12 protein-coding genes are annotated in these 17,829 nt (G+C 74.1%); 4 read left to right on the top strand and 8 right to left on the bottom strand.

The genetic code is table 11. The features are described 5' to 3' along the window. Positions 1–180: 180 nt before the first annotated feature. The 4 genes from MWM08_RS09975 to MWM08_RS09960 form a co-directional block, all read right to left on the bottom strand. On the bottom strand, positions 181–1,155 hold the full coding sequence (locus MWM08_RS09975) for a Bug family tripartite tricarboxylate transporter substrate binding protein (protein ID WP_244459285.1): 975 nt from the start codon (positions 1,153–1,155) through the stop codon (positions 181–183). A 144-nt stretch (positions 1,156–1,299) separates the two neighbouring features. Then, on the bottom strand, positions 1,300–2,271 hold the full coding sequence (locus tag MWM08_RS09970) for a Bug family tripartite tricarboxylate transporter substrate binding protein (RefSeq protein ID WP_244459284.1): 972 nt from the start codon (positions 2,269–2,271) through the stop codon (positions 1,300–1,302). 382 nt (positions 2,272–2,653) lie between these two features. Then, positions 2,654–3,619: a Bug family tripartite tricarboxylate transporter substrate binding protein gene (locus tag MWM08_RS09965; RefSeq protein WP_244459283.1), complete on the bottom strand. Its 966-nt coding sequence runs from the start codon at positions 3,617–3,619 to the stop codon at positions 2,654–2,656. A 182-nt stretch (positions 3,620–3,801) separates the two neighbouring features. After that, positions 3,802–4,782 carry a Bug family tripartite tricarboxylate transporter substrate binding protein gene (locus MWM08_RS09960; RefSeq protein WP_244459282.1) on the bottom strand — a complete coding sequence of 327 codons (981 nt, stop codon included), beginning with the start codon at positions 4,780–4,782 and terminating at the stop codon, positions 3,802–3,804. A 162-nt stretch (positions 4,783–4,944) separates the two neighbouring features. On the opposite strand from MWM08_RS09960, the gene MWM08_RS09955 reads away from it, so the two are divergent. The 3 genes from MWM08_RS09955 (at position 4,945) to MWM08_RS09945 (ending at position 10,483) form a co-directional block, all read left to right on the top strand. Continuing rightward, positions 4,945–6,579: a thiamine pyrophosphate-binding protein gene (locus MWM08_RS09955; protein ID WP_244459281.1), complete on the top strand. Its 1,635-nt coding sequence runs from the start codon at positions 4,945–4,947 to the stop codon at positions 6,577–6,579. Between the two features lie 6 nt (positions 6,580–6,585). After that, positions 6,586–8,709: a glycosyltransferase gene (locus MWM08_RS09950; protein WP_244459280.1), complete on the top strand. Its 2,124-nt coding sequence runs from the start codon at positions 6,586–6,588 to the stop codon at positions 8,707–8,709. Between the two features lie 160 nt (positions 8,710–8,869). After that, positions 8,870–10,483 (top strand): caspase family protein, encoded by a 1,614-nt coding sequence (locus tag MWM08_RS09945; RefSeq protein ID WP_244459279.1) that lies wholly within the window; start codon positions 8,870–8,872, stop codon positions 10,481–10,483. A gap of 6 nt (positions 10,484–10,489) precedes the next feature. Here the strand turns inward: MWM08_RS09945 and MWM08_RS09940 are convergent, their stop codons facing one another. Then, the gene (locus tag MWM08_RS09940; protein ID WP_244459278.1) at positions 10,490–11,758 is read right to left on the bottom strand and encodes a nucleotide sugar dehydrogenase; all 1,269 of its coding nucleotides are present in this window, start codon (positions 11,756–11,758) and stop codon (positions 10,490–10,492) included. A 162-nt stretch (positions 11,759–11,920) separates the two neighbouring features. On the opposite strand from MWM08_RS09940, the gene upp reads away from it, so the two are divergent. Further along, positions 11,921–12,553, top strand: coding sequence for a uracil phosphoribosyltransferase (upp, locus tag MWM08_RS09935; protein WP_244459277.1), 633 nt, complete (start codon positions 11,921–11,923; stop codon positions 12,551–12,553). Between the two features lie 183 nt (positions 12,554–12,736). On the opposite strand, the gene MWM08_RS09930 is transcribed toward upp, so the two are convergent. From MWM08_RS09930 to MWM08_RS09920, 3 genes are read right to left on the bottom strand one after another with little or no spacing between them, the layout of a single operon-like run. Then, the gene (locus MWM08_RS09930) at positions 12,737–13,213 is read right to left on the bottom strand and encodes a TspO/MBR family protein (protein WP_244459941.1); all 477 of its coding nucleotides are present in this window, start codon (positions 13,211–13,213) and stop codon (positions 12,737–12,739) included. Between the two features lie 41 nt (positions 13,214–13,254). Further along, positions 13,255–14,556 carry an aspartate aminotransferase family protein gene (locus MWM08_RS09925; RefSeq protein ID WP_244459276.1) on the bottom strand — a complete coding sequence of 434 codons (1,302 nt, stop codon included), beginning with the start codon at positions 14,554–14,556 and terminating at the stop codon, positions 13,255–13,257. 52 nt (positions 14,557–14,608) lie between these two features. After that, positions 14,609–17,812 carry a DUF3971 domain-containing protein gene (locus MWM08_RS09920; RefSeq protein ID WP_244459275.1) on the bottom strand — a complete coding sequence of 1,068 codons (3,204 nt, stop codon included), beginning with the start codon at positions 17,810–17,812 and terminating at the stop codon, positions 14,609–14,611. Positions 17,813–17,829 lie beyond the last annotated feature (17 nt).

Here is a 17,829-nt window from a genome sequence, read left to right as displayed (position 1 = left end):
GGCTACGGCCCCCTGGACCGCGGGATTGCAATCGGGGGCATGAGGGAGGGGCATCGTCGGCCACGCCGACGCGACAGGCACGCCATGCCCCTCCCTCATGCCCCCGATCAAGTCGAGGGTTCCAAGGGCCTTAAGCCCCTGGTGGGTTGGGGGTCCGGGGGAGGGCAAAGCCCTCCCCTGCTACTCCGGCTGCGCCCCGGAAATGCGCACCATCTCCGCCCAGATCGGCTTTTCGCGCGTCAGGCGTTCGCCGAGTTGTTCGGGTGTGGTGCCGAGCAGGCGTGCGCCCATGCCGATGGCGCGCTGTTGCAGCGCCGGGTCGGCGAAGGCGGTGCGGATTTCCTGTGACAGCCGGTCTGCCACGGCGCGCGGCATGCCGGCCGGTCCGGCCCACATGTGCCAGGGGCCGTAGGACAGGCCGGCAAAGCCCGCTTCGGCGAAGGTCGGCACGTCGGGCAGTGCGGGCCAGCGCTGCGGGGTGGTGACCGCCAGCGCGCGCATCCGCCCTTCCTGGATGACCGAGACGTAGGACGCCAGGTTGTCGACTGCGACCTGGATGTCCCCGCCCAGCATGGCCGGGATGGTCTGCGCCGCGCCGCGGAAGGTGATGTGTTCGGCCCTGATGCCGGCCTGCGCCATCAGGTATGCGCCCGACAGGTGGATGGTGGTGCCCACGCCCGAGGATCCGTAGCTGACGCCCTGCGGGCGTGCCTTGGCCCAGGTGACGAACTCCGCCAGCGTGCGCGCGGGCACGTGCTGCGCGGGCACCACGGCGACATTCGGCAACTCCCACATGGCGCTGATCCAGGCGAAGTCGCGGTCCGGGTTGTAGGGCAGCTGGCGGAACAGCAGCGGGTTGATCAGCAGGTTGTGCATGCTGACGGTGCCGATGGTGTAGCCATCGGGTGCGGCGCGCGCGATCGCCTCGGCGCCGATGTTGCCCGAGGCACCGGAGCGCGTCTCGACCACGAAGGGCTGGCCGAGGCGCTGCTGCATCAATTCGCAGGCGAGGCGCGTCATGACGTCGAGCGACCCACCGGGCGGGAAGCCCACGATCACGCGCACCGGGCGGTTGGGCCAGGGCGACTGGGCCAGCGCGGGTGCGACGAGCGGTGCGGCCGCGGCGGCGGCGATCAGGCTGCGACGATGCATCATGGCGCGGTTTCTCCCTGTGGTGTGGCAGTCGTTGGCTGAGGGTCGCGCTTCCGCAGGACCCGCGCGGCGGGCGTCCGGCGCGGCCCGGCCGCGCCTACACGCCGGGGCGGCCACGGCATCACGCGGATGGCCCCGGTCGCGCGGTCATTCCGGCTGCACGCCCGCGCGGCGCAGCACCGCCGCCACGCGCGGCAGATCGGCCCGCACGAAGGCGTCGAAGGCGGCCTGGCTGGCGTATTGCGGCTGCACCTCGACGCCCATCTCGCTGAGGCGCGGCGCGAGGCGCTGCATGCCGGCGTTGAAGGCAGCGTTCAGCGTGGCCTGCGCGGAGGCCGGCGTACGGACCGGCACGAAGGCGCCGAACCAGGCCTCGGCATTCCAGGCCGCCAGGCCGGATTCGCTGGCCGAGGGCACGTCGGGCAGCACCGCCGCGCGTGTCGGCCCCGCCACCGCGATGGCACGCACCGACCCGCCGCGGATATGGCCGATCGCCGAGGCCAGCGGGTCGATGCACATATGCGCGTTGCCCGCGATCACGGCCGCCATGGCCGGCCCGCCGCCGCGGAACTGCACCATCTCCATCTGGACGTCGGGCACCGCGGCGCGGAAGATCTCGGAGGCGAGGTGGTTGCCGCTGCCGATACCGGCCGAGGCGAAGTCGACCTTGCCCGAATTGGCGCGCAGCCAGGCCAGAAGCGACGCCATGTCGGTGATCGGCAGGCGGTTGTTCACCACCAGCACCTGCGGCACGCGGCCCAGATGCGCCACCGACGCGAAATCCCCCAGCACGTCGAAAGGCATACGGGAGACCAGGCTCGGCGCGATGACATGGGCGTTGGAGTGCAGCAGCACGGTGTGGCCGTCAGGGGCGGATTTCGCCACCGCCTCGGAGCCGATCAGCCCGGCGGCGCCGCCGGCGCGGTTCTCGATCACGATGGTCTGGCCGAGCTGCGCGCCGACCGTCTCGGCCAATGCGCGCGCCACCACGTCGGTGGCCCCGCCCGGGGCGAAGGGCACCACCACGCGGACCGGGCGGTCGGGGCGCCAGGCGCCCTGCGCGCGGGCGATTGCGGGGGTCGCGAGGGCAAGCGCCAGGGCGGCGCGGCGTGCGGTCATGGCGGTCGTTCTCCCTGTGGCGCGGCATCTGGCGGCCGGCCTTGGTGAGTACAGCATGGCACGGCCGTGGCGCCCGTGCAGCCAGCCAGCGTCCACGCCAGCCCCGACACCGCCGGCACGGCCGCCGACCAGGTTTGTGAGGCCTGGCGGCGCGGAGGGGGCTTTGCCCCCTCCGGACCTCCCCCACCAAAGGCCTAAAGGCCCTTGGAACCCTCGACTTGATCCGGGGAATTAGGGAGGGGCATCGTCAGGGCCTCCGTCGCGAAACGCGCGCCCTGCCCCTCCCCAATTTTTCCGATTTGATCGCGATCCAAGGGGCCGTTGCCCCTTGGTGGGTGGGGTCCGGGGAGGGCAAAGCCCTCCCCCGCGCGACCATCCGCCGCTACTCCGGCTGCACGCCCGCGGCGCGCAGGATGCGCGTGTAGGAATCGATGCCGTCGCGCACCAGCGCCATGACCTGCGCGTTGGTCTCGAAGCCCGCGCGCGGGGCCACGCCGGTCAGTTCGTTCAGCCGCGCGGCGCTCTGCTGGATCGCCTGCCGGAAGGCCGTGCCCATTGCGGCCACGGCCTCGGGCGGCGTGCCCTTCGGGGCCACGATGGGGAAGAACTCCTCGTGCACCACGCCCGGGATGCCGGCTTCGGTGGCGTTGGGCACGTCGGGCAGCGCGGGGCTGCGCTGGTCGGACAGCACCGCGAGCGCACGCAGCGCCCCGCCGCGCACCTGGCCGATGGCGGACGCCATGGTGGGTGTGCCGAAATGTGCCTCGCCCGAGACCATCGCCGCAATGCCGGGGCCGCCGCCGCGGTAGTGCACCGTCTCGGCCTCGACGTTCATGCGGCTCATGAACAGCAGGCCGCCGATATGCGGGCCGCTGCCCAGACCCGCCGAGGCGTAGTTGAAGCGCCCGGGGCTGGCGCGCAGCAGGGCGACGAATTCCTGCGCGGTGCGGGCCTCGACGCGCGGGTTCACCACGAGCAGGTGCGGCGAGAAGCCGGCCACCGCCACGCCCTCGAAATCGGTCAGCGTATTGTAGGGCATGCGCGAGACCATCGCCGGCACGGTCGCGAGCGAACTGTTGATGAGCAGCGTGTAGCCATCCGGGGCCGAACGCGCCGCGGCCTCGGAGCCGATCACGCTGCCGGCGCCCGCGCGGTTGTCGATGATGATGGGCTGGCCGAGGATCTGCCCGGCGGATTCCGCGATGATGCGCCCCACGATGTCGTTCGACCCGCCGGGGGCCGCGGGCACGATCAGCCGGACCGCGCGCGTGGGCCGCCAGGCGGCCTGGGCGCGGACGATGGCCGGCGTGGCGAGGCCCATGGCAAGGACAGCGCGGCGGGTGGTCATGGCTTGGTCTCCCCAGATGGCGCGGCGTCTGTCGGCCGGCCTTGTTGCAAGGCGTCGCACCGGAGGTGCGCGGGTGAAACGCACCGGAGGTGCGCGGGTGAAGCGCACCGGACGTGCGCGCGTAGATCGCCCGGCGACTGCCCGGGCGGTCCGCGGCGGGGCTGCGCGCCCCGCCCGCCGCCTCACTCCGGCTGGACGCCGGCGGCGCGCAGGATGCGCGTGTAGTCCTCGACGCCCTCGCGCACGAGGGTCATCACCTTGGCGTTGGTGTCGAAGCCCTCGCGCGGGGCCACGCCGGCGAGTTCCGTCAGGCGCGCCGAACTCTGCTGGATCGCCTGGCGGAAGGCGGCCCCCAGCGCGGCGATGATCTCGGGCGGCGTGCCCTTGGGCGCGGTGATGGGGAAGAACTCCTCGAGCACCACGCCCGGGATGCCGGCCTCGGTCGCGCTGGGCACGTCCGGCAAAGCGGGGCTGCGCTGTTCGGCCAACACCGCGAGCGCACGCACGCCGCCGCCGCGGATCTGCCCGAGCGAGGACGCCATGGTGGGCGTGCCGATCTGCGATTCGCCCGCGACCAGCGCCGCCACGGCCGGCCCGCCGCCACGATAGTGCACCGGTTCGGTCTGCAGGTTCATCCGGTTGGTCAGCACCAGCCCGGCGATGTGCACGCTGCTGCCGATGCCCGCGGTGGCCAGGTTGAAGCGCCCGGGATTGGCGCGCACCAGGGACACCATCTCGGCCGCCGTGCGGGCCTCGAAGCGCGGGGTGACCACCAGCGTGTGGGGCGAGAAGCCGGCCACCGCCACGCCCTCGAAGTCGGTCACCGCGTTGTAGGGCATGCGCGCGACCACGGCGGGCACCGCGGCATGCGCGCTGTTGATCAGCAGCGTGTAGCCGTCGGCCGGCGCACGCGCGGCGGCCTCGCTGCCGATCACGCTGCCGGCGCCGGCGCGGTTCTCGATGACGATGGCCTGGCCAAGGATCTGCCCGGCGGGCTCGGCGATGATGCGTCCGACGATGTCGTTCGACCCGCCCGGCGCGAAGGGCACGATCAGGCGCAGCGGGCGGGAGGGCCGCCAGGCGGACCCCTGCGCCTGCACGAGGGCGGGCGCGGCGAGCCCTGCCACGGCGAGTCCGAGGGTCGTGCGGCGTGTCGGCATCATGGAAAATTCTCCCTGGCGATGGCTTGCGGGCCGCCCGGTATGGCCGGACGTGCCGTCTTGGACGTGTCGTTTTAGCGCGAACCGCCGCCGCCGCCACCCCCGGCATGGATCAAGCGGCCGCGCCGCGCTATCCGGATGACAGCCCAAGGGAAACGCCGCCGCATGACCACCGCCGCGCAACGACTGATCGACTTCCTGGCTGCACAGGGCATCGACCGTGCCTTCTGCGTGCCCGGCGAATCCTACATCGCGCTGCTCGATGCGCTGCACGCGCATCCGGCCATCGACCTGGTGACCTGCCGCAGCGAGGGGGGTGCCGGGTTCATGGCGGTGGCGGATGCCAAGTTGACCGGGCGGCCGGGGGTGGTGCTGGTCTCGCGGGGCCCCGGCGCCTGCAACGCGTCGATCGCCGTGCATACGGCGGAGCAGGATGCGACGCCGCTGATCCTGCTGGTCGGCCAGGTGGAAAAGCGCGACCTGCGCCGCAATGCCTTCCAGGAGATCGACTACGCGCGGATGTTCGGTGGCATCGCGAAATGGGTGGGCGAGGCGACGGCGGCCGACCAGGTGCCGGAACTCATTGCCCGCGCCTATGCCATGGCGATGCAGGGCGTGCCGGGGCCGGTTGTTCTCTCGTTGCCCGAGGACATCCTGGCCGAGCCCTGCGCCGCGGCCGAGGTGCCGGCCACGCTGGTGGCCCCTGCCCTGCCCGCGGCCGCCGACGTGGCGCGCCTTGCGTCCCTGCTGCGCGGCGCTGAGCGGCCGATCGTGCTCGCCGGCCATGCCTTCGACCGGCCCGGCGCGCGCGAGGCGCTGCAGGCTTTCGCGGAGGCGTGGCGCGTTCCCGTCGCGGTGTCCTTCCGGCGCCAGGATTTGTTCGCGAACCACCACGCGCTCTATGCGGGCGACCTCGGCCTGCGCAACCCGGATGCGCAGCGCGAGGCCTTCGCGCAGGCCGACCTGGTGGTGGCGCTGGGCACGCGGCTGACCGACATCACGACGCAGGGCTGGACCTGGCCGGCGGCGGGGCAGCGCCTCGTGCATGTGTGCGCGGAGCCGCGCTTCCTCGGCTGGCAGTTCCCGGCCGAAGTGGCGCTGGCCGCCGACGCGCCGGCGGTGCTGGCGGCACTCGGCGCCGAATCGCCCGCCGCGCCGCCGGCGCGCGACGCCTGGAACGCACGCCTGCGCGCGATCCATGTGGCGGATTGCGGCATCCGCCCGGCGCAGCACGCCGACGGCGTCGCCTTCGCGGAGGTCGCGCGGCGCATCGGGGAACTGGCGACGCCGGACGCGATCGTGACGCTCGATGCCGGCACCTTCGGCGCGCCCTTCTACCGCAAGGTCGCCTGGACGCCGCCGCAGCGGCTGCTGGCCCCGGTTTCCGGGGCGATGGGCTTCGGCGTGCCGGCCGGTGTCGCGGCCGCGCTGCGGTATCCCGGCCGGCAGGTGATCGCGGCGGTCGGCGATGGCGGGGCGTTGATGACCGGCGGCGAATTCGCCGTGGCGGTCGCGCGTGGCGTGCCGCTCAAGATGATCCTGTCGGATAACGGGTCCTATGCGTCGATCCGCATCCACCAGGAACGCGCACATCCGGGGCGGGTGAGCGGCACAACGCTCGAGAACCCGGATTTCGCCGCCTGGTGCGGCTGCTTCGGCGTGCCGGTGACGCGCATCGACGGCACGGCGGACATGCCGTCGCTGGCGGCGGCGCTGGCCGCGCCGGGGCCCGGGGCGATCGTGGTGCGGACCTCGCTGGCGGCCGTGCTGCCCGCGCCCGCGATGCGCGCCGCGGAATAGCGCGCCATGGCGCCGCTGCCGCCGGGGGCGCTGGCGCGGCTGGACGCGACCGACCCGGCGCTGCCGCCGGCCGCGCGCCTCGCCGCTGCGGCGCTGTCGGCTGGCGATGTGGCGGATGCCCTGGCACTGGCGCGCGCCGCCATCGACGCCGCCCCACAGGATGCCGCGCTGCGCATCGGCATGGCCGTGCTGCAGGCGCAGCGCGGCGCGCCGGCCACCGCCGTGGCCACCGCCGCGCCGCTGCTGGCCGCGGCAGGCACGGACGCCGTGCTGGCCGACCGCATCGGCATGCTCGGGGATACGTTGTCGCGCTACGGGGCGCCGGCCGAGGCCTGCACGCTGCTGCGCGCGGTGTGGCGCGCCAGCCCCCGCCCGGTGATGCTGCGCGCGCTGCTGGCCGCGGGCCTGCCGACCTATCGGCGCAGCCTGAACGAGGCGCCGGACGATCCGCTGCTGGCGGACCTCGCCGAGGCCGCGATCTCCGCGGCCGGGGCGCTGCCGGCGGCCGATCTGGCGGAACTGGTGCGCCTGGCCGGCGATGCCGGGCAGGACGGCGTGGTGCGCGCTCTCGGCCTGGCGGCGCTGGCGGCCGGTGGGGCGCGCCACGCCGGGCGCGTGATGGGCTTCGCGGGGGCGGACCCGATGGCCGAGGGGCTCGCGCTGCTCGCCACCGGGCGCGGCACCGAGGCCGGCATCGCCTTCGAGGCCGCGCTGCTGGCCGCCCCTGACGACCCGGCGGCGCTGTTCAACGCCGGCATGGCCGCGCTGGCGGCGGGGGATGCGCCGCGGGCCGAGGCGCTGGTCAGCGCGCTGCCGGCCTGCGGCGCCGAGCGCATGGCCGGCGCCGCCTGGCCGCGCTTCGGCGAATGGACCTGGCCTCACGCAGGGCCGCCCGCGCCGCCGCCGCCGGGCCAGGACTGGCCGCGCATCCGGCTGGTGACGCCCTGCTTCAACCCGGGGCCGTGGCTCGAGGAGACGATCCTGTCGGTCGCCGCGCAGGGGTATCCGGCGGTCGAGCATGTGGTGGTCGACGCCTGTTCGACCGACGGCACCGCGGCGCTGCTGGCGCGCCACCGCCACCTGCTGCACGACGTGATCGTGGGCCCGGACAGCGGCCCGGCGGAGGCGATCCTGAAGGGCCTGGCCGGCAGCGAGGCCGACCTGCTGGGCTGGATCAACGCCGACGACGTGCTGGCACCCGGTGCGCTGCACCATCTGGGCGCGGCATTCCGCGACGCGCCTGGCACCGACATCGTGCACGGCTTCACGCTGGCGCATCGCGCCCGGCGCGTCCTCGGCGTGCATCGCGCCCTGGTGGGCGGGCCGCAGGGTTTCACGACCGCGGGCCTGGCCGACGTGTTCGGCCGCTGGGCGCAGGGCGACTTCTTCCTGCAGCCCGAGGCACTGGTCGCGCGCCGCTTCTGGGAGCGGATCGGGGCGGGGCTCGATACGTCGCTCGGCGCGGTGTTCGATTATGAATTGTGGCTGCGCGCGGCGGCGGCCGGGCCGCGCATCGCCTCGGTGGCCTGGCCGGTGGTGTTCTACCGGCTGCACGCGGCGCAGCGCAGTGCCGGGCGGGCGTGGGTGGCGGCGGAGCAGGTCGCGGTCCGCGACCGCTTCGCCGCGCCGGCACCGCCGCCCGCGCGCGACGCGGCGATCCGCGCGGGCCTGCGCGCGGCGCTGGCGCAGGCCCCGGTGCGGCTGCTGGTGCTTGATCCGCGCGCCGCCGAGACGTTGCCCGCCGAGGGTACTGCCACGGCCCTGGCGGCGCTGGCATCGCAGGATATCGCGGCCGCCATCGCGGCGCGTCCGCCGGCCGACGCCGCCAGCCTGGACCTGGTGGTGCGCCTGCTGCGGGCGCATGACGGCGCGGACTGGGTCGGCCCGCTGCGCGCAACGGGCTTCGCCGGCCCGCTGGTGGGCTGGATGCTGGAGGATGACCGCGACGCGGCGGCGCACCACGACATGCTCCGCGCGATCGATGTCGCGGTGCCAGCGCGCGCGGCGCGGCGCAGCGCGTTGCTGCAGGAGGCCGCGCTGGTGTTGCCCGCGATCGCCCCGCCGGGCCGCGACGACCTGGCCCCTGCGCTGCTGGCGCTGGTCGCGGCGCTGCGCAGCGCGGCAGGCTGAACGCGCGCCGGGCAGCCCGGCGCCGGGGCGTCGCCGCGCGTGGCTGCCAGCCCGCGGCACGCGCCCGAAGGCGGCAGCCCGGCGCCGCAGCGAAGTACTTCACAGGCCCTTGCGCGCGATGCTGCGCGGCCTCGCGGCTTCGTGTTATGTTCCACTTGGCATGATCCGGGGCCTCCGCACGCTCATTGTCGCCTTCGCGCTGTTGTTGCCGGCCCTGCCGGCAGCCGCGCAGCCGGGTGCGCGCGTGGCACTGGTGATGGGGGTGGGTGCCTATCGGGCCATTCCGCCGCTGGCGAACCCGGCCAACGACGCACGCGCCCTGGCCGAGACGCTGCGCCGGCTGGGCTTCGACACCGACCTGGTGCTGGACCCTGACCGCAACGCCATGGAGCAGGCGGTGCGCCGGCTGGGCCAGCGGGCGGTGGGCGCCGAGGCAGCCCTGTTCTTCTACGCCGGCCACGCGCTGGAATTCGGCGGTCGCAACTGGCTGCTGCCGGTGACGACCGATGTCCGCAACGATCGCGACCTGCGCTTCGAGGCGCTGGATCTCGACAGCGTGCTGGCGCAACTGGAATCCGCGCGGGTGTCCATCGTGCTGCTGGACGGCTGTCGCGACAATCCGTTCAGGCTGCGCCTTGCGTCGGCCACGCGGGGCATCGCCACGGCGCCGGGCCTGTCGCCGGTGCGCGCGGCGGTCGGCACGCTGATCGCCTTCGCCACCGCGCCTGGCGAGGTGGCCGAGGACGGCAACGGCACCCACAGCCCCTTCACCGCCGCGCTGCTGCGCAAGATCGGCACGCCGGGGCTGGAATTGCGCTCCATGATGGCCGAGGTGCGGCGCGAGGTGCGCGAAGCCACCGGCGGGCGCCAGGTGCCCTGGGAGCACTCCGCGATGGAAGGGGCCTTCTACTTCATCCCCGCCGCGATCACGGTGCCGCAGGCGCAGCCCCCGGCCGCCGCCGCCGCACCACGCGACGACCGCGCCGAAATCCTGTTCTGGGAGAGCGTGCGCGCCGGCAATACCGCGGCGGATTACCGCGCCTATCTGGAACGCTTCCCAGCCGGCACCTTCGCGCCGCTGGCCCGCGCGCGGCTGTCGGCCATGGAGGCACCGCCGGCGGCGGTCGCGGCGGCCGCACCGGTGCCGGCCCCGGCCGCGCCCGCGGTGGCGCAGCCGGCGGCGGCCGCGGTGCGCCTGACCGCCGTCGAGCTCGCGCGGCGCGTGCCCAATGTGTCGCCCGCCCATGCCCGCAGCACGGCCGAGGGCTACCTGGCCGCGCCGGGCCCTCACCGCGCGCTGGCGGTGAACCCGGACCGGCAGACCAGCTTCCGCGTGCAGGGCTTCTCCTCGTCCGAGGATGCCGAGCAGGTGATGCTGGAACGCTGCCAGCTCACCTTCGGCACGCCCTGCATCCTGGTCGCGGTGAACGACACGGTGGTGCCGCCGGGGCTGGCCGACCGGCGGCGCGACATGCCGCGCATCCAGCACGCCGGCGCCTATGACCCTGCCCTGGTGCCGGGCATCGCCGCGCGCCGGCGGGCGGAGATGGCGGAGGTGATGGGCTATGCGGCGCAGCCCGGAGCCAAGGCCATGGCGCTGCACCCGCAGGGCCGCGTGGCGGTGGCGACCAGCGCGCGATCGCCGGAGGACGCGGCGCAGCGCGCCCTCGCGGCCTGCCGGACCATGGCGCAACGCGAAAGGCTGCCGGGGAATTGCACGCTGTATGCGCTGGGCGACCAGGTGGTGCTGCCGCAACGCATGGCGTCGCGCTGAGGCGGTTCAGACCGCGCGCACGCGCCCCGCGGCATCGGGCGGAATCAGGCCGAAGGGGTCGAAGACCAGCGGCGCCGCACCCGCCAGCACGGCCAGGTCGAAGGCACGGTGCGGGGTGCCGAGCACCAGTGCGTCGGCCTGCGCGTCGGCCGGGTCGGCCACGCGCGGGATGTCGTCGAGCATCGGCGGCGCCTCGCCCAGCACCGGGTCGCACCACAGCGCCTGCGCCCCGGCCGCGACGAGGCCCTGCAGCAGCGCGACCGGCGCGGCGCCGCGCAGATCCGCCACGTCGGGCTTGTAGGTGACCCCCGCGACGACGATGCGCCGGCCTTCCAGGCTGCCGCCGAAGGCCTCGGCGACCGCGGCGGCGACGCGGCCCGGCCGCGCCTCGTTGCCTGCCAGCGCCAGGTCGAGCAGGCGGGAGGGGGCGCCGGCCGCGCGCGCTTCCTGCTGGAGGTAGGCCGGGTCGACCGGGATGCAGTGGCCACCGGCGCCCAGCCCCGGCCAGAAGGGGGCGAAGCCGAAGGGCTTGGTGGCGGCGGCCGACACCACCTCGCGCGTCGGAACGCCGAGCGCAGCGAAGGCCGCGTGCAGCTGGTCGATCAGCGCGACATTGACCAGACGATAGGTGTTCTCGAGCAGCTTGGCGCATTCGGCGACCTCGGGGCTGCTGACCGGCACCACCGCGTCGGTCACGCGGTCCCAGAAGGCGCGCGCGCGCGCCATCGAGGCCGCGTCGGGCGCGCCCAGCAGGCGCGGGATGCGCCGCGGGCCGCCCCGCGCATCGCCGGGGTTCTCGCGTTCGGGAGACACGGCGAGGAACACATCGCGCCCGACGCGCCAACCCTCCTGTTCGAGTGCGGCACGGCACAGCCCATTGGTCGCCCCGGGCTGACAGGTCGAGACGAGGCAGGCGAGCGCGCCGCGCGGCATCCGCGCGCGGCAGGTGGCGAAGGCCGCCCGCACCGCCGACAGGTCCGGCCGGCCGGCCGCATCGAGCGGCGTGGGCACGCAGACCAGCCAGGTGGTGGCGGGCGGCAGCCCAGCGGGGTCGGCGGTGGTGCGCAGCGTGCCGGGCCCGCCGGTGGCGCGGAAAGCGTCGTCCGCCGCGGCGCCGGCGGCGGGCGAGAGGTCGAAGCCCGTGACCGCGAAGCCGGCGGCCGCGGCTTCCAGCGCCAGCGGGCGGCCGACATAGCCGAGCCCGATGACCACCACCTCCCCGGCGGGAGCCAGGGCGGGCAGCGGCGCGTCGGGGCGGAGGCCGGTGTCAGGCATCGCCGTCAGAGTGTATTAAGGCGATACGAATTTCAACCTTAAGGTGAATTGCGTCGTAGCCTTCCCGGCACCGCCCCCTGGTCCGCGCCCGCGCGATGCGCGAAACAGGGGAGCCGGAAACAGGGGTGGCGGAATGCGCGGGATGATCGGGCGGGCGGCGGCATGACGGGCCAGGTGAACCACGTCACGCATCCGCTGGTGCAGCACAAGCTGACCCTGATGCGCGAGAGCAGCTGCGCATCGAGCGACTTCCGCCGGCTGCTGGGCGAGATCGCAGGGCTGCTCTGCTACGAGGTCACGCGCGACCTGCCGGTCGAGCAGGTGCCGATCTCCACACCGCTCGAACCCATGATGGCGCCGCGCATCGCCGGGCGGAAGCTGGTGCTCGCCCCCGTGCTGCGCGCGGGGCTGGGGATGCTGGATGGTATGCTGGCGCTGGTACCCGCCGCGCGCGTCGCGCATGTGGGGCTGTACCGGGACCCGGCGACGCTGCAGGCGGTGGAGTACTACTTCAAGGCGCCCTCGGACGTGGCGGAGCGCACGGTACTGCTGCTCGATCCGATGCTTGCGACCGCGCATTCGGCGGTGGCGGCGGTGGATCGCTTCAAGGCGCGCGGGTGCACCGACATCCGCTTCGTGTGCCTGCTGGCCGCACCCGAGGGCATCGCGCATTTCCACGACCGGCATCCGGACGTGCCGCTGTGGACGGCGGCGATCGACCGGGCGCTGGACGACCACGGGTATATTCGGCCTGGGCTGGGGGATGCCGGGGACCGGATGTGGGGGACGCGGTAGTTATCGTGCCCTCAGGCGCCGGGCGCGGCCTCCGGCCGCTTGGCTTGCGCGCCGTGCGCTCCCGGATCGCTGCGCGATCCGTTCTTGTGCCCTCAGGCGCCGGGCGCGGCCTCCGGCCGTTTGGCTTGCGCGCCGTGCTCCCGGGTCGCGCATCCGCGCGATCCGCGAGACGCCACGCCGCCGTCAGGCGCGAACCGGGTTGAGCCGCCAGATCGTCAGGTTCAGGAAGGCCGCGAAGCTCACCCAGGCCAGGTAGGGCAGCAGGATCAGCCCAGCCGTCTGGCTGATCGGCAGGAACAGGATGATCGTGGCCAGGATCGACAGCCACAGCCCGATGACCTCGACGAATGCCAGGTCCGGCCGCCGCATCCCGAAGAACACCGCCGACCAGCCCGCATTGAACAGCAGTTGCACGCCATAGACGCCGAGCGCCAGCGCGCCGCCGGCGAAGCCGACCTCACGCCACACCAGCCAGCCCGCCACCGCGTTCAGGATGTAGAGCACCGTCCAGGCCGGCGCGAAGGCCCAGTTCGGCGGGTTCCAGGACGGCTTCGCCAGGCCCTCGTACCAGGCGCCGGGCTTGAAGACGGCGCCGGACAGCGCGACGACGAAGTTCGCGCCGATGAAGCCGAGGAGAGGCAGCCAGTATTGAATGTCCATCACGGTCCATATGGCAGGCGGCGGAGATATTTTCGATACGCTCAGGCGACCCGTCTGGTTGCCGGCAGGCTCGCCATGGCGGCGCGGAAGGCATCGAGCGTCTGCGCCACGTCCTCGGCCGTATGCGCGGTGGAGAGGTAGTACTTGCTCTCGCCCTTCAGGATCCCGCGCGCGCGCAGCACGCCGTTGACGTGCTTCTGCATCGCGGTGTCCTGGCGGCAGATGGCGCGGTAGTCGCGCATGTCGCCATCGGCATAGACCACGTCGAACATCACCGCCTCGCCCACCACCTGGGCCGGGATGCCGGCCTCGTGGATCAGGCCAGTCAGCCCGTCCATCAGCGACCGGCCGGTGGCGAAGACACCCTCATACGCGCCGGGTTCGCGCAGCACCTCGAGCGTCGCGAGGCCCGCCGCCGCGGCGACCGGATTGCCCGACAGCGTGCCGACCTGCATCAGGAAGCCGTCCTCGGCCACCGCCGCGCGGTCGAAATGCTTCATCATCTCCGCACGCCCGGCCACCGCGGCCAGCGGGAAGCCGCCGCCGATGATCTTGCCGAGCGTGCAGATGTCGGGGGTCACCCCGTAGTGTTCCTGCGCGCCGCCATAGGCGAAGCGGAAGCCGGTCACGACCTCGTCGAAGATCAGCGGGATGCCCAGGCGCGCGGTCACCTCGCGGATGGCGGCGAGGAAGCCGTGCTTCGGCGGGATCAGGCGCTGGAAGGGCTCCAGGATGACGCCGCCGATCTCCTGCGCGCGGGCCTCGATCAGGCGCACCGCGGCCTCGGTGTCGTTGAAGGGCGCGACCAGCACCTCGTTGCGGATGGCGTCGGGGATGCCGGCGCTGTCGGGCACGGCTTCGGGGAAATTCGCGAGGCGCTTGGGCGCGAGGCTCATCATCCCCCAGTCGGACATGCCGTGGTAGCCGCCCTCGAACTTCACGATCTTCGGCCGGCCGCTGACCGCGCGCGCCAGGCGCATCGCATAGGCGTCGGCCTCGCTGCCGGAGGAGACGAAGCGCACCTGGTCGGCGCAGGCGACGGCGTCCACGATGGCTTCCGCGAGGCGGATGCCCGGTTCGCTGTTGGCGAAAAAGGTGGTTCCGCGCGGGATCTGCGCGAGCACCGCCGCGGTCACCGCGGGGTGGTTGTGGCCGATGAACATCGGCCCGGAGCCCAGCAGGTAGTCGATGTAGTCGTTGCCCGAGACATCGCGCACGTGCCCGCCCTGGCCTTCGGCCACCACGATGTCGGGCGCGAAATTGCCGAAGCCGCCGCCGGGCAGCACGCGCCGCGCGGCCTCCATCAGCGCCTGTTCCGCCGCGCCCTTCGCGATGCCCGCCATGATGGTGCTCCTTGCGTGATGCGCGAAGGCTAGGACGGCGCGCGTCGCCACGCTACCGCGGCGCCGCAGGGGTGCTGCCCGCCGCCTCCTGCCCGATGCCGAAGATGCCGCGCAGGAAGCCGGGCGTGAGCGCGGCCAGCGGGTTCACGCTCACCGAAGGGTCGGCCAGCGGGCCGCGCATCCGGTAGGTCGCGGCGAACAGCCCGCCGCCCTGCTCGGGGCTGAAGATGCGCCCGAGGATGGGAATGCGCCCGAGCAGCGAGTTGAACACATAGGCCGGCACGATGGTGCCCTCCATGTCGATCGTCTCGCGCAGCCGGTCGATGCGCCCCCTGGCGGTGACGCCCAGCGAGACCGAGAAGGCGCGCGCATCGTTCAGTACCAGCGCCTCGCGCGTCAGCACGAAGGGCGCGGTGAGTGATGCGAAGGACAGGCCGCGCTGGTCGAGTGCTTCGAATACGCCGAACACCGTCATGGCCTGCAGCAGCTTGGCGAGCGCCGGCGCATCGCGCACCGCGAAATCCTCGAGCGTCGCATTGCCCGACAGCGGCGCGTTGGGTCGCGCACTGGCATAGGTGGCATCGACCGCGAGCCGCCCGCCCTGCACGGTGCGCAGCACGCCGAAGGCGCGCAACAGGGCGCCACCATCGTCGGTGGCGATGCGCAGGCGCCGCAGCGCCGCCTCCTGCGCGATGCGCATGGTGAAGGGCGCGCTGCCGCCGGCCACCGTGCCGGTCAGGTCCGCCGCCAGGATCACGCCATGGCCATCCACGCGCGTGGTCGCGCTGACGCCCGTCAGCGCCTGGTCGCGGGCCAGCAGCATGCGGTCGAAGCGCGCCTCCACCGCGGCGCCCGGCCCGGGCGAGGACTGCGCGCCCTGCGCCGGCGGGGGTGCGGCGGCGAGGACCGGGACCAGGTCCAGCACTGGCCCGCGCATGCCGATCGTCCAGTTGCCGGTCCGACCGGCGGGTGGCGCGATCTCGGCGGTGAAGCGGTTGCGACCCAGGTTGCCCTGCTGGATCTCGATGCGCTGCGGGATGTTGTCGCGCGGGTTGATCGCGCGCCCGCGCAGCAACGTATCGGGTGCCTCCACGCGGATGGCGTCGATCGATACGAGCGACCCGTTCAGCATCACGATGGTCGCCTCGCCGGTCGCGCGCACGCCGGGCGGCTTGGCCCAGGCGAGCGGTTCCACCGACAGCCGTGCCGCCGTGAGATCCGTGCGCAGCTGCATCCGCCCCTGGCCGTTGCGCCGCGTCTCGCCGCGGATGTCGATGCCCACCTGCCCTTCCACCAGCGGCCGCGGGTCGAGCCCGAGCCCGGCCAGCTGCGCCGCATCGGCGCGGCCCACCGCGGTTTCGCGCGCGACAACCTGGCCCGCCGGGCCTGGGCGGAAATCGGCCTCCTGAGTCAGGCGCAGCTGGATGCCGGCGAGCGTCGCGGTGCCGTTGACGCGCAGCCCCTCGGTGTCGGCCGCGAAGTCGAAGGCGCCGCGCTCGATGTCGCGGCCGAGGATGGCGCGCGGCACCCGCACATCCGTGCCGCGGCCCGAGGCGTTCACGCGCACCGCCTCGGTCGGCACCTCGCTGAGCAGCGGCAGCGAGACCTGCAGCCGCGCCTCGCGCAACGTGCCGGTGATGGCGGTGATCGGCGGCGGGCGGCGTTCGAACAGGCGCAGCCGCGGGTGGCGCAGCAAGGCCCAGACATCCGCGAGCGGCCCGGCGGCAACCAGGTTGATCTCCGCCGTCTCGGGTTCGGTGTCGAAGCCGATGCGCACCGCGCCCTCGCGCACCACGATCCCGGTGCCGGATTGCTGGCCCGCCGCGACATCGATGGTGATGGCATCGAGCGCGAAGTTGGCCCGCCCGCGCACGCCCTCGGCCGGCGGGATCGGGCGCAGCCAGTGGACGGTCACGTCCTCGGCCAGCGCGCTGCCCTCGAGGGCCGTGATGCGTACCGCGCCGGTCGCGACATCGCCGGCGACGGCGATGCGCCAGGCACCGTCGCGCGCGACACCGGCGGTCAGGTTCGCGGTAAGCCAGCCGCGCGCGCCGGGCGCGATGCCCGCGGGCCAATGCTGCGGCAGGTCGCCCAAGGCCAGGCGGTCCACGCGCAGCCGCGCCTCGCCCTGCCAGGCCTCGCCATCGAGCCGCGCCTGGCCGGATGCCTCGATCACGGGCGGGATGGCGCCGACGCGCGCGGGCGCGGGCCGCAGCACCGCGCGGTCCAGCGTGAGCACCTGGCCGTCGAGCGTGAGGTCCGCCTCCGCCGCGCCTAGCAGCACGCGCCCGCGCGCGCCGAGGTCGATGGCGCCGCCGCCCACCCGCAGCCGCGCCTGCGCGCGCGAGGGCAGCCGCAGCCCCGCGATCTGGACGTCGAGCGCGATCGAGGCCGGCGCATCGAGTGCCGCGAGCGGCCGCAGCACCGGCGCGGCGCGGGCGAGCGCGGCGGGGCTGATGGTGGGCAGGCTCAAGGTCAGCCGGCCGTCGCTGGTCGCGCCTTCGATCATGCCGGACAGGCGGAGCGGCACGCGCTCGGGCCCCAGCGCCGCCACGCCACTGCCCACGAGGTCTAGCCCGCCGCGATCGCGCCGCGTGAGCGACAGCATGCCGATATCGACCGACCAGGTGCGGTCGAGCTGCGCATCGGCGACCACCAGCCGCGTATCAGCCAGCCGCAGCAGCCGCAGCGCCGCCAGCGGCGTGGCGTCGGAGGGCGGGTGCATCATCTCGGCCAGGATCGTCTGCACCGCTTCCTCGGCACCGGTCGGGCCGGTCGGCGGGGGTGCGTCGGGCGCGGCCGGAGCCAGCAGGCCGAGGCCCAGGCTGAAGCCGCCATCCGCCCCGCGCACCGCCCGCAGGCTGAGGCCGCGCATCTCGAGCGCACGGGGCGCCACCTGGCCGCGCAGCAGCCAGGACGGCGAGAGCGAGATCACCGCATCGGGCAGTTCGGCCCGCACAGCCCCGGCGGCATCGACGGCGCGCACCCGGCGCAGGGTGAATTCCAGGGGGGAACGATGGCCGTCCCGCCAGCCGGCCCAGGCGACCGAGGCTTCGCCGATCGACAGCCGCGCGGGGGCATCGGCGGTGTTGAAGGCGGCCTCGGCCCGCTGGGCGAGCCAGGGCACCTCCACCGGGCCCTGCGCGAGCCGCCAGGCAGCCGCCGCGACGCCGGCCGTGGCCAGGACAACCGCGGCCAGCACCAGCCGCAGCAGGCGGTTCAGGAAGTGCCCGGCTTGACCCGCGGCCCGCCTCACCTGTTCCCTGCCCGGCC

The organism is Roseomonas fluvialis (assembly GCF_022846615.1).
GTDB lineage: Bacteria > Pseudomonadota > Alphaproteobacteria > Acetobacterales > Acetobacteraceae > Neoroseomonas > Neoroseomonas fluvialis.
The sequence above is the reverse complement of the archived record's forward strand: the minus strand, read 5'-3'. Positions and strand labels throughout refer to the sequence as shown.

What these genes read in the sequence shown, in the direction of transcription:
- MWM08_RS09950 (WP_244459280.1), top strand. Translation starts at nt 6,586, where the DNA reads ATGGCGCCGCTGCCGCCGGGGGCGCTGGCGCGGCTGGACGCGACCGAC.
- MWM08_RS09945 (WP_244459279.1), top strand. Translation starts at nt 8,870, where the DNA reads ATGATCCGGGGCCTCCGCACGCTCATTGTCGCCTTCGCGCTGTTGTTG.
- MWM08_RS09965 (WP_244459283.1), bottom strand. Translation starts at nt 3,619, where the DNA reads ATGACCACCCGCCGCGCTGTCCTTGCCATGGGCCTCGCCACGCCGGCC.
- upp (WP_244459277.1), top strand. Translation starts at nt 11,921, where the DNA reads ATGACGGGCCAGGTGAACCACGTCACGCATCCGCTGGTGCAGCACAAG.
- MWM08_RS09930 (WP_244459941.1), bottom strand. Translation starts at nt 13,213, where the DNA reads ATGGACATTCAATACTGGCTGCCTCTCCTCGGCTTCATCGGCGCGAAC.
- MWM08_RS09960 (WP_244459282.1), bottom strand. Translation starts at nt 4,782, where the DNA reads ATGATGCCGACACGCCGCACGACCCTCGGACTCGCCGTGGCAGGGCTC.
- MWM08_RS09940 (WP_244459278.1), bottom strand. Translation starts at nt 11,758, where the DNA reads ATGCCTGACACCGGCCTCCGCCCCGACGCGCCGCTGCCCGCCCTGGCT.
- MWM08_RS09925 (WP_244459276.1), bottom strand. Translation starts at nt 14,556, where the DNA reads ATGGCGGGCATCGCGAAGGGCGCGGCGGAACAGGCGCTGATGGAGGCC.
- MWM08_RS09975 (WP_244459285.1), bottom strand. Translation starts at nt 1,155, where the DNA reads ATGATGCATCGTCGCAGCCTGATCGCCGCCGCCGCGGCCGCACCGCTC.
- MWM08_RS09955 (WP_244459281.1), top strand. Translation starts at nt 4,945, where the DNA reads ATGACCACCGCCGCGCAACGACTGATCGACTTCCTGGCTGCACAGGGC.
- MWM08_RS09970 (WP_244459284.1), bottom strand. Translation starts at nt 2,271, where the DNA reads ATGACCGCACGCCGCGCCGCCCTGGCGCTTGCCCTCGCGACCCCCGCA.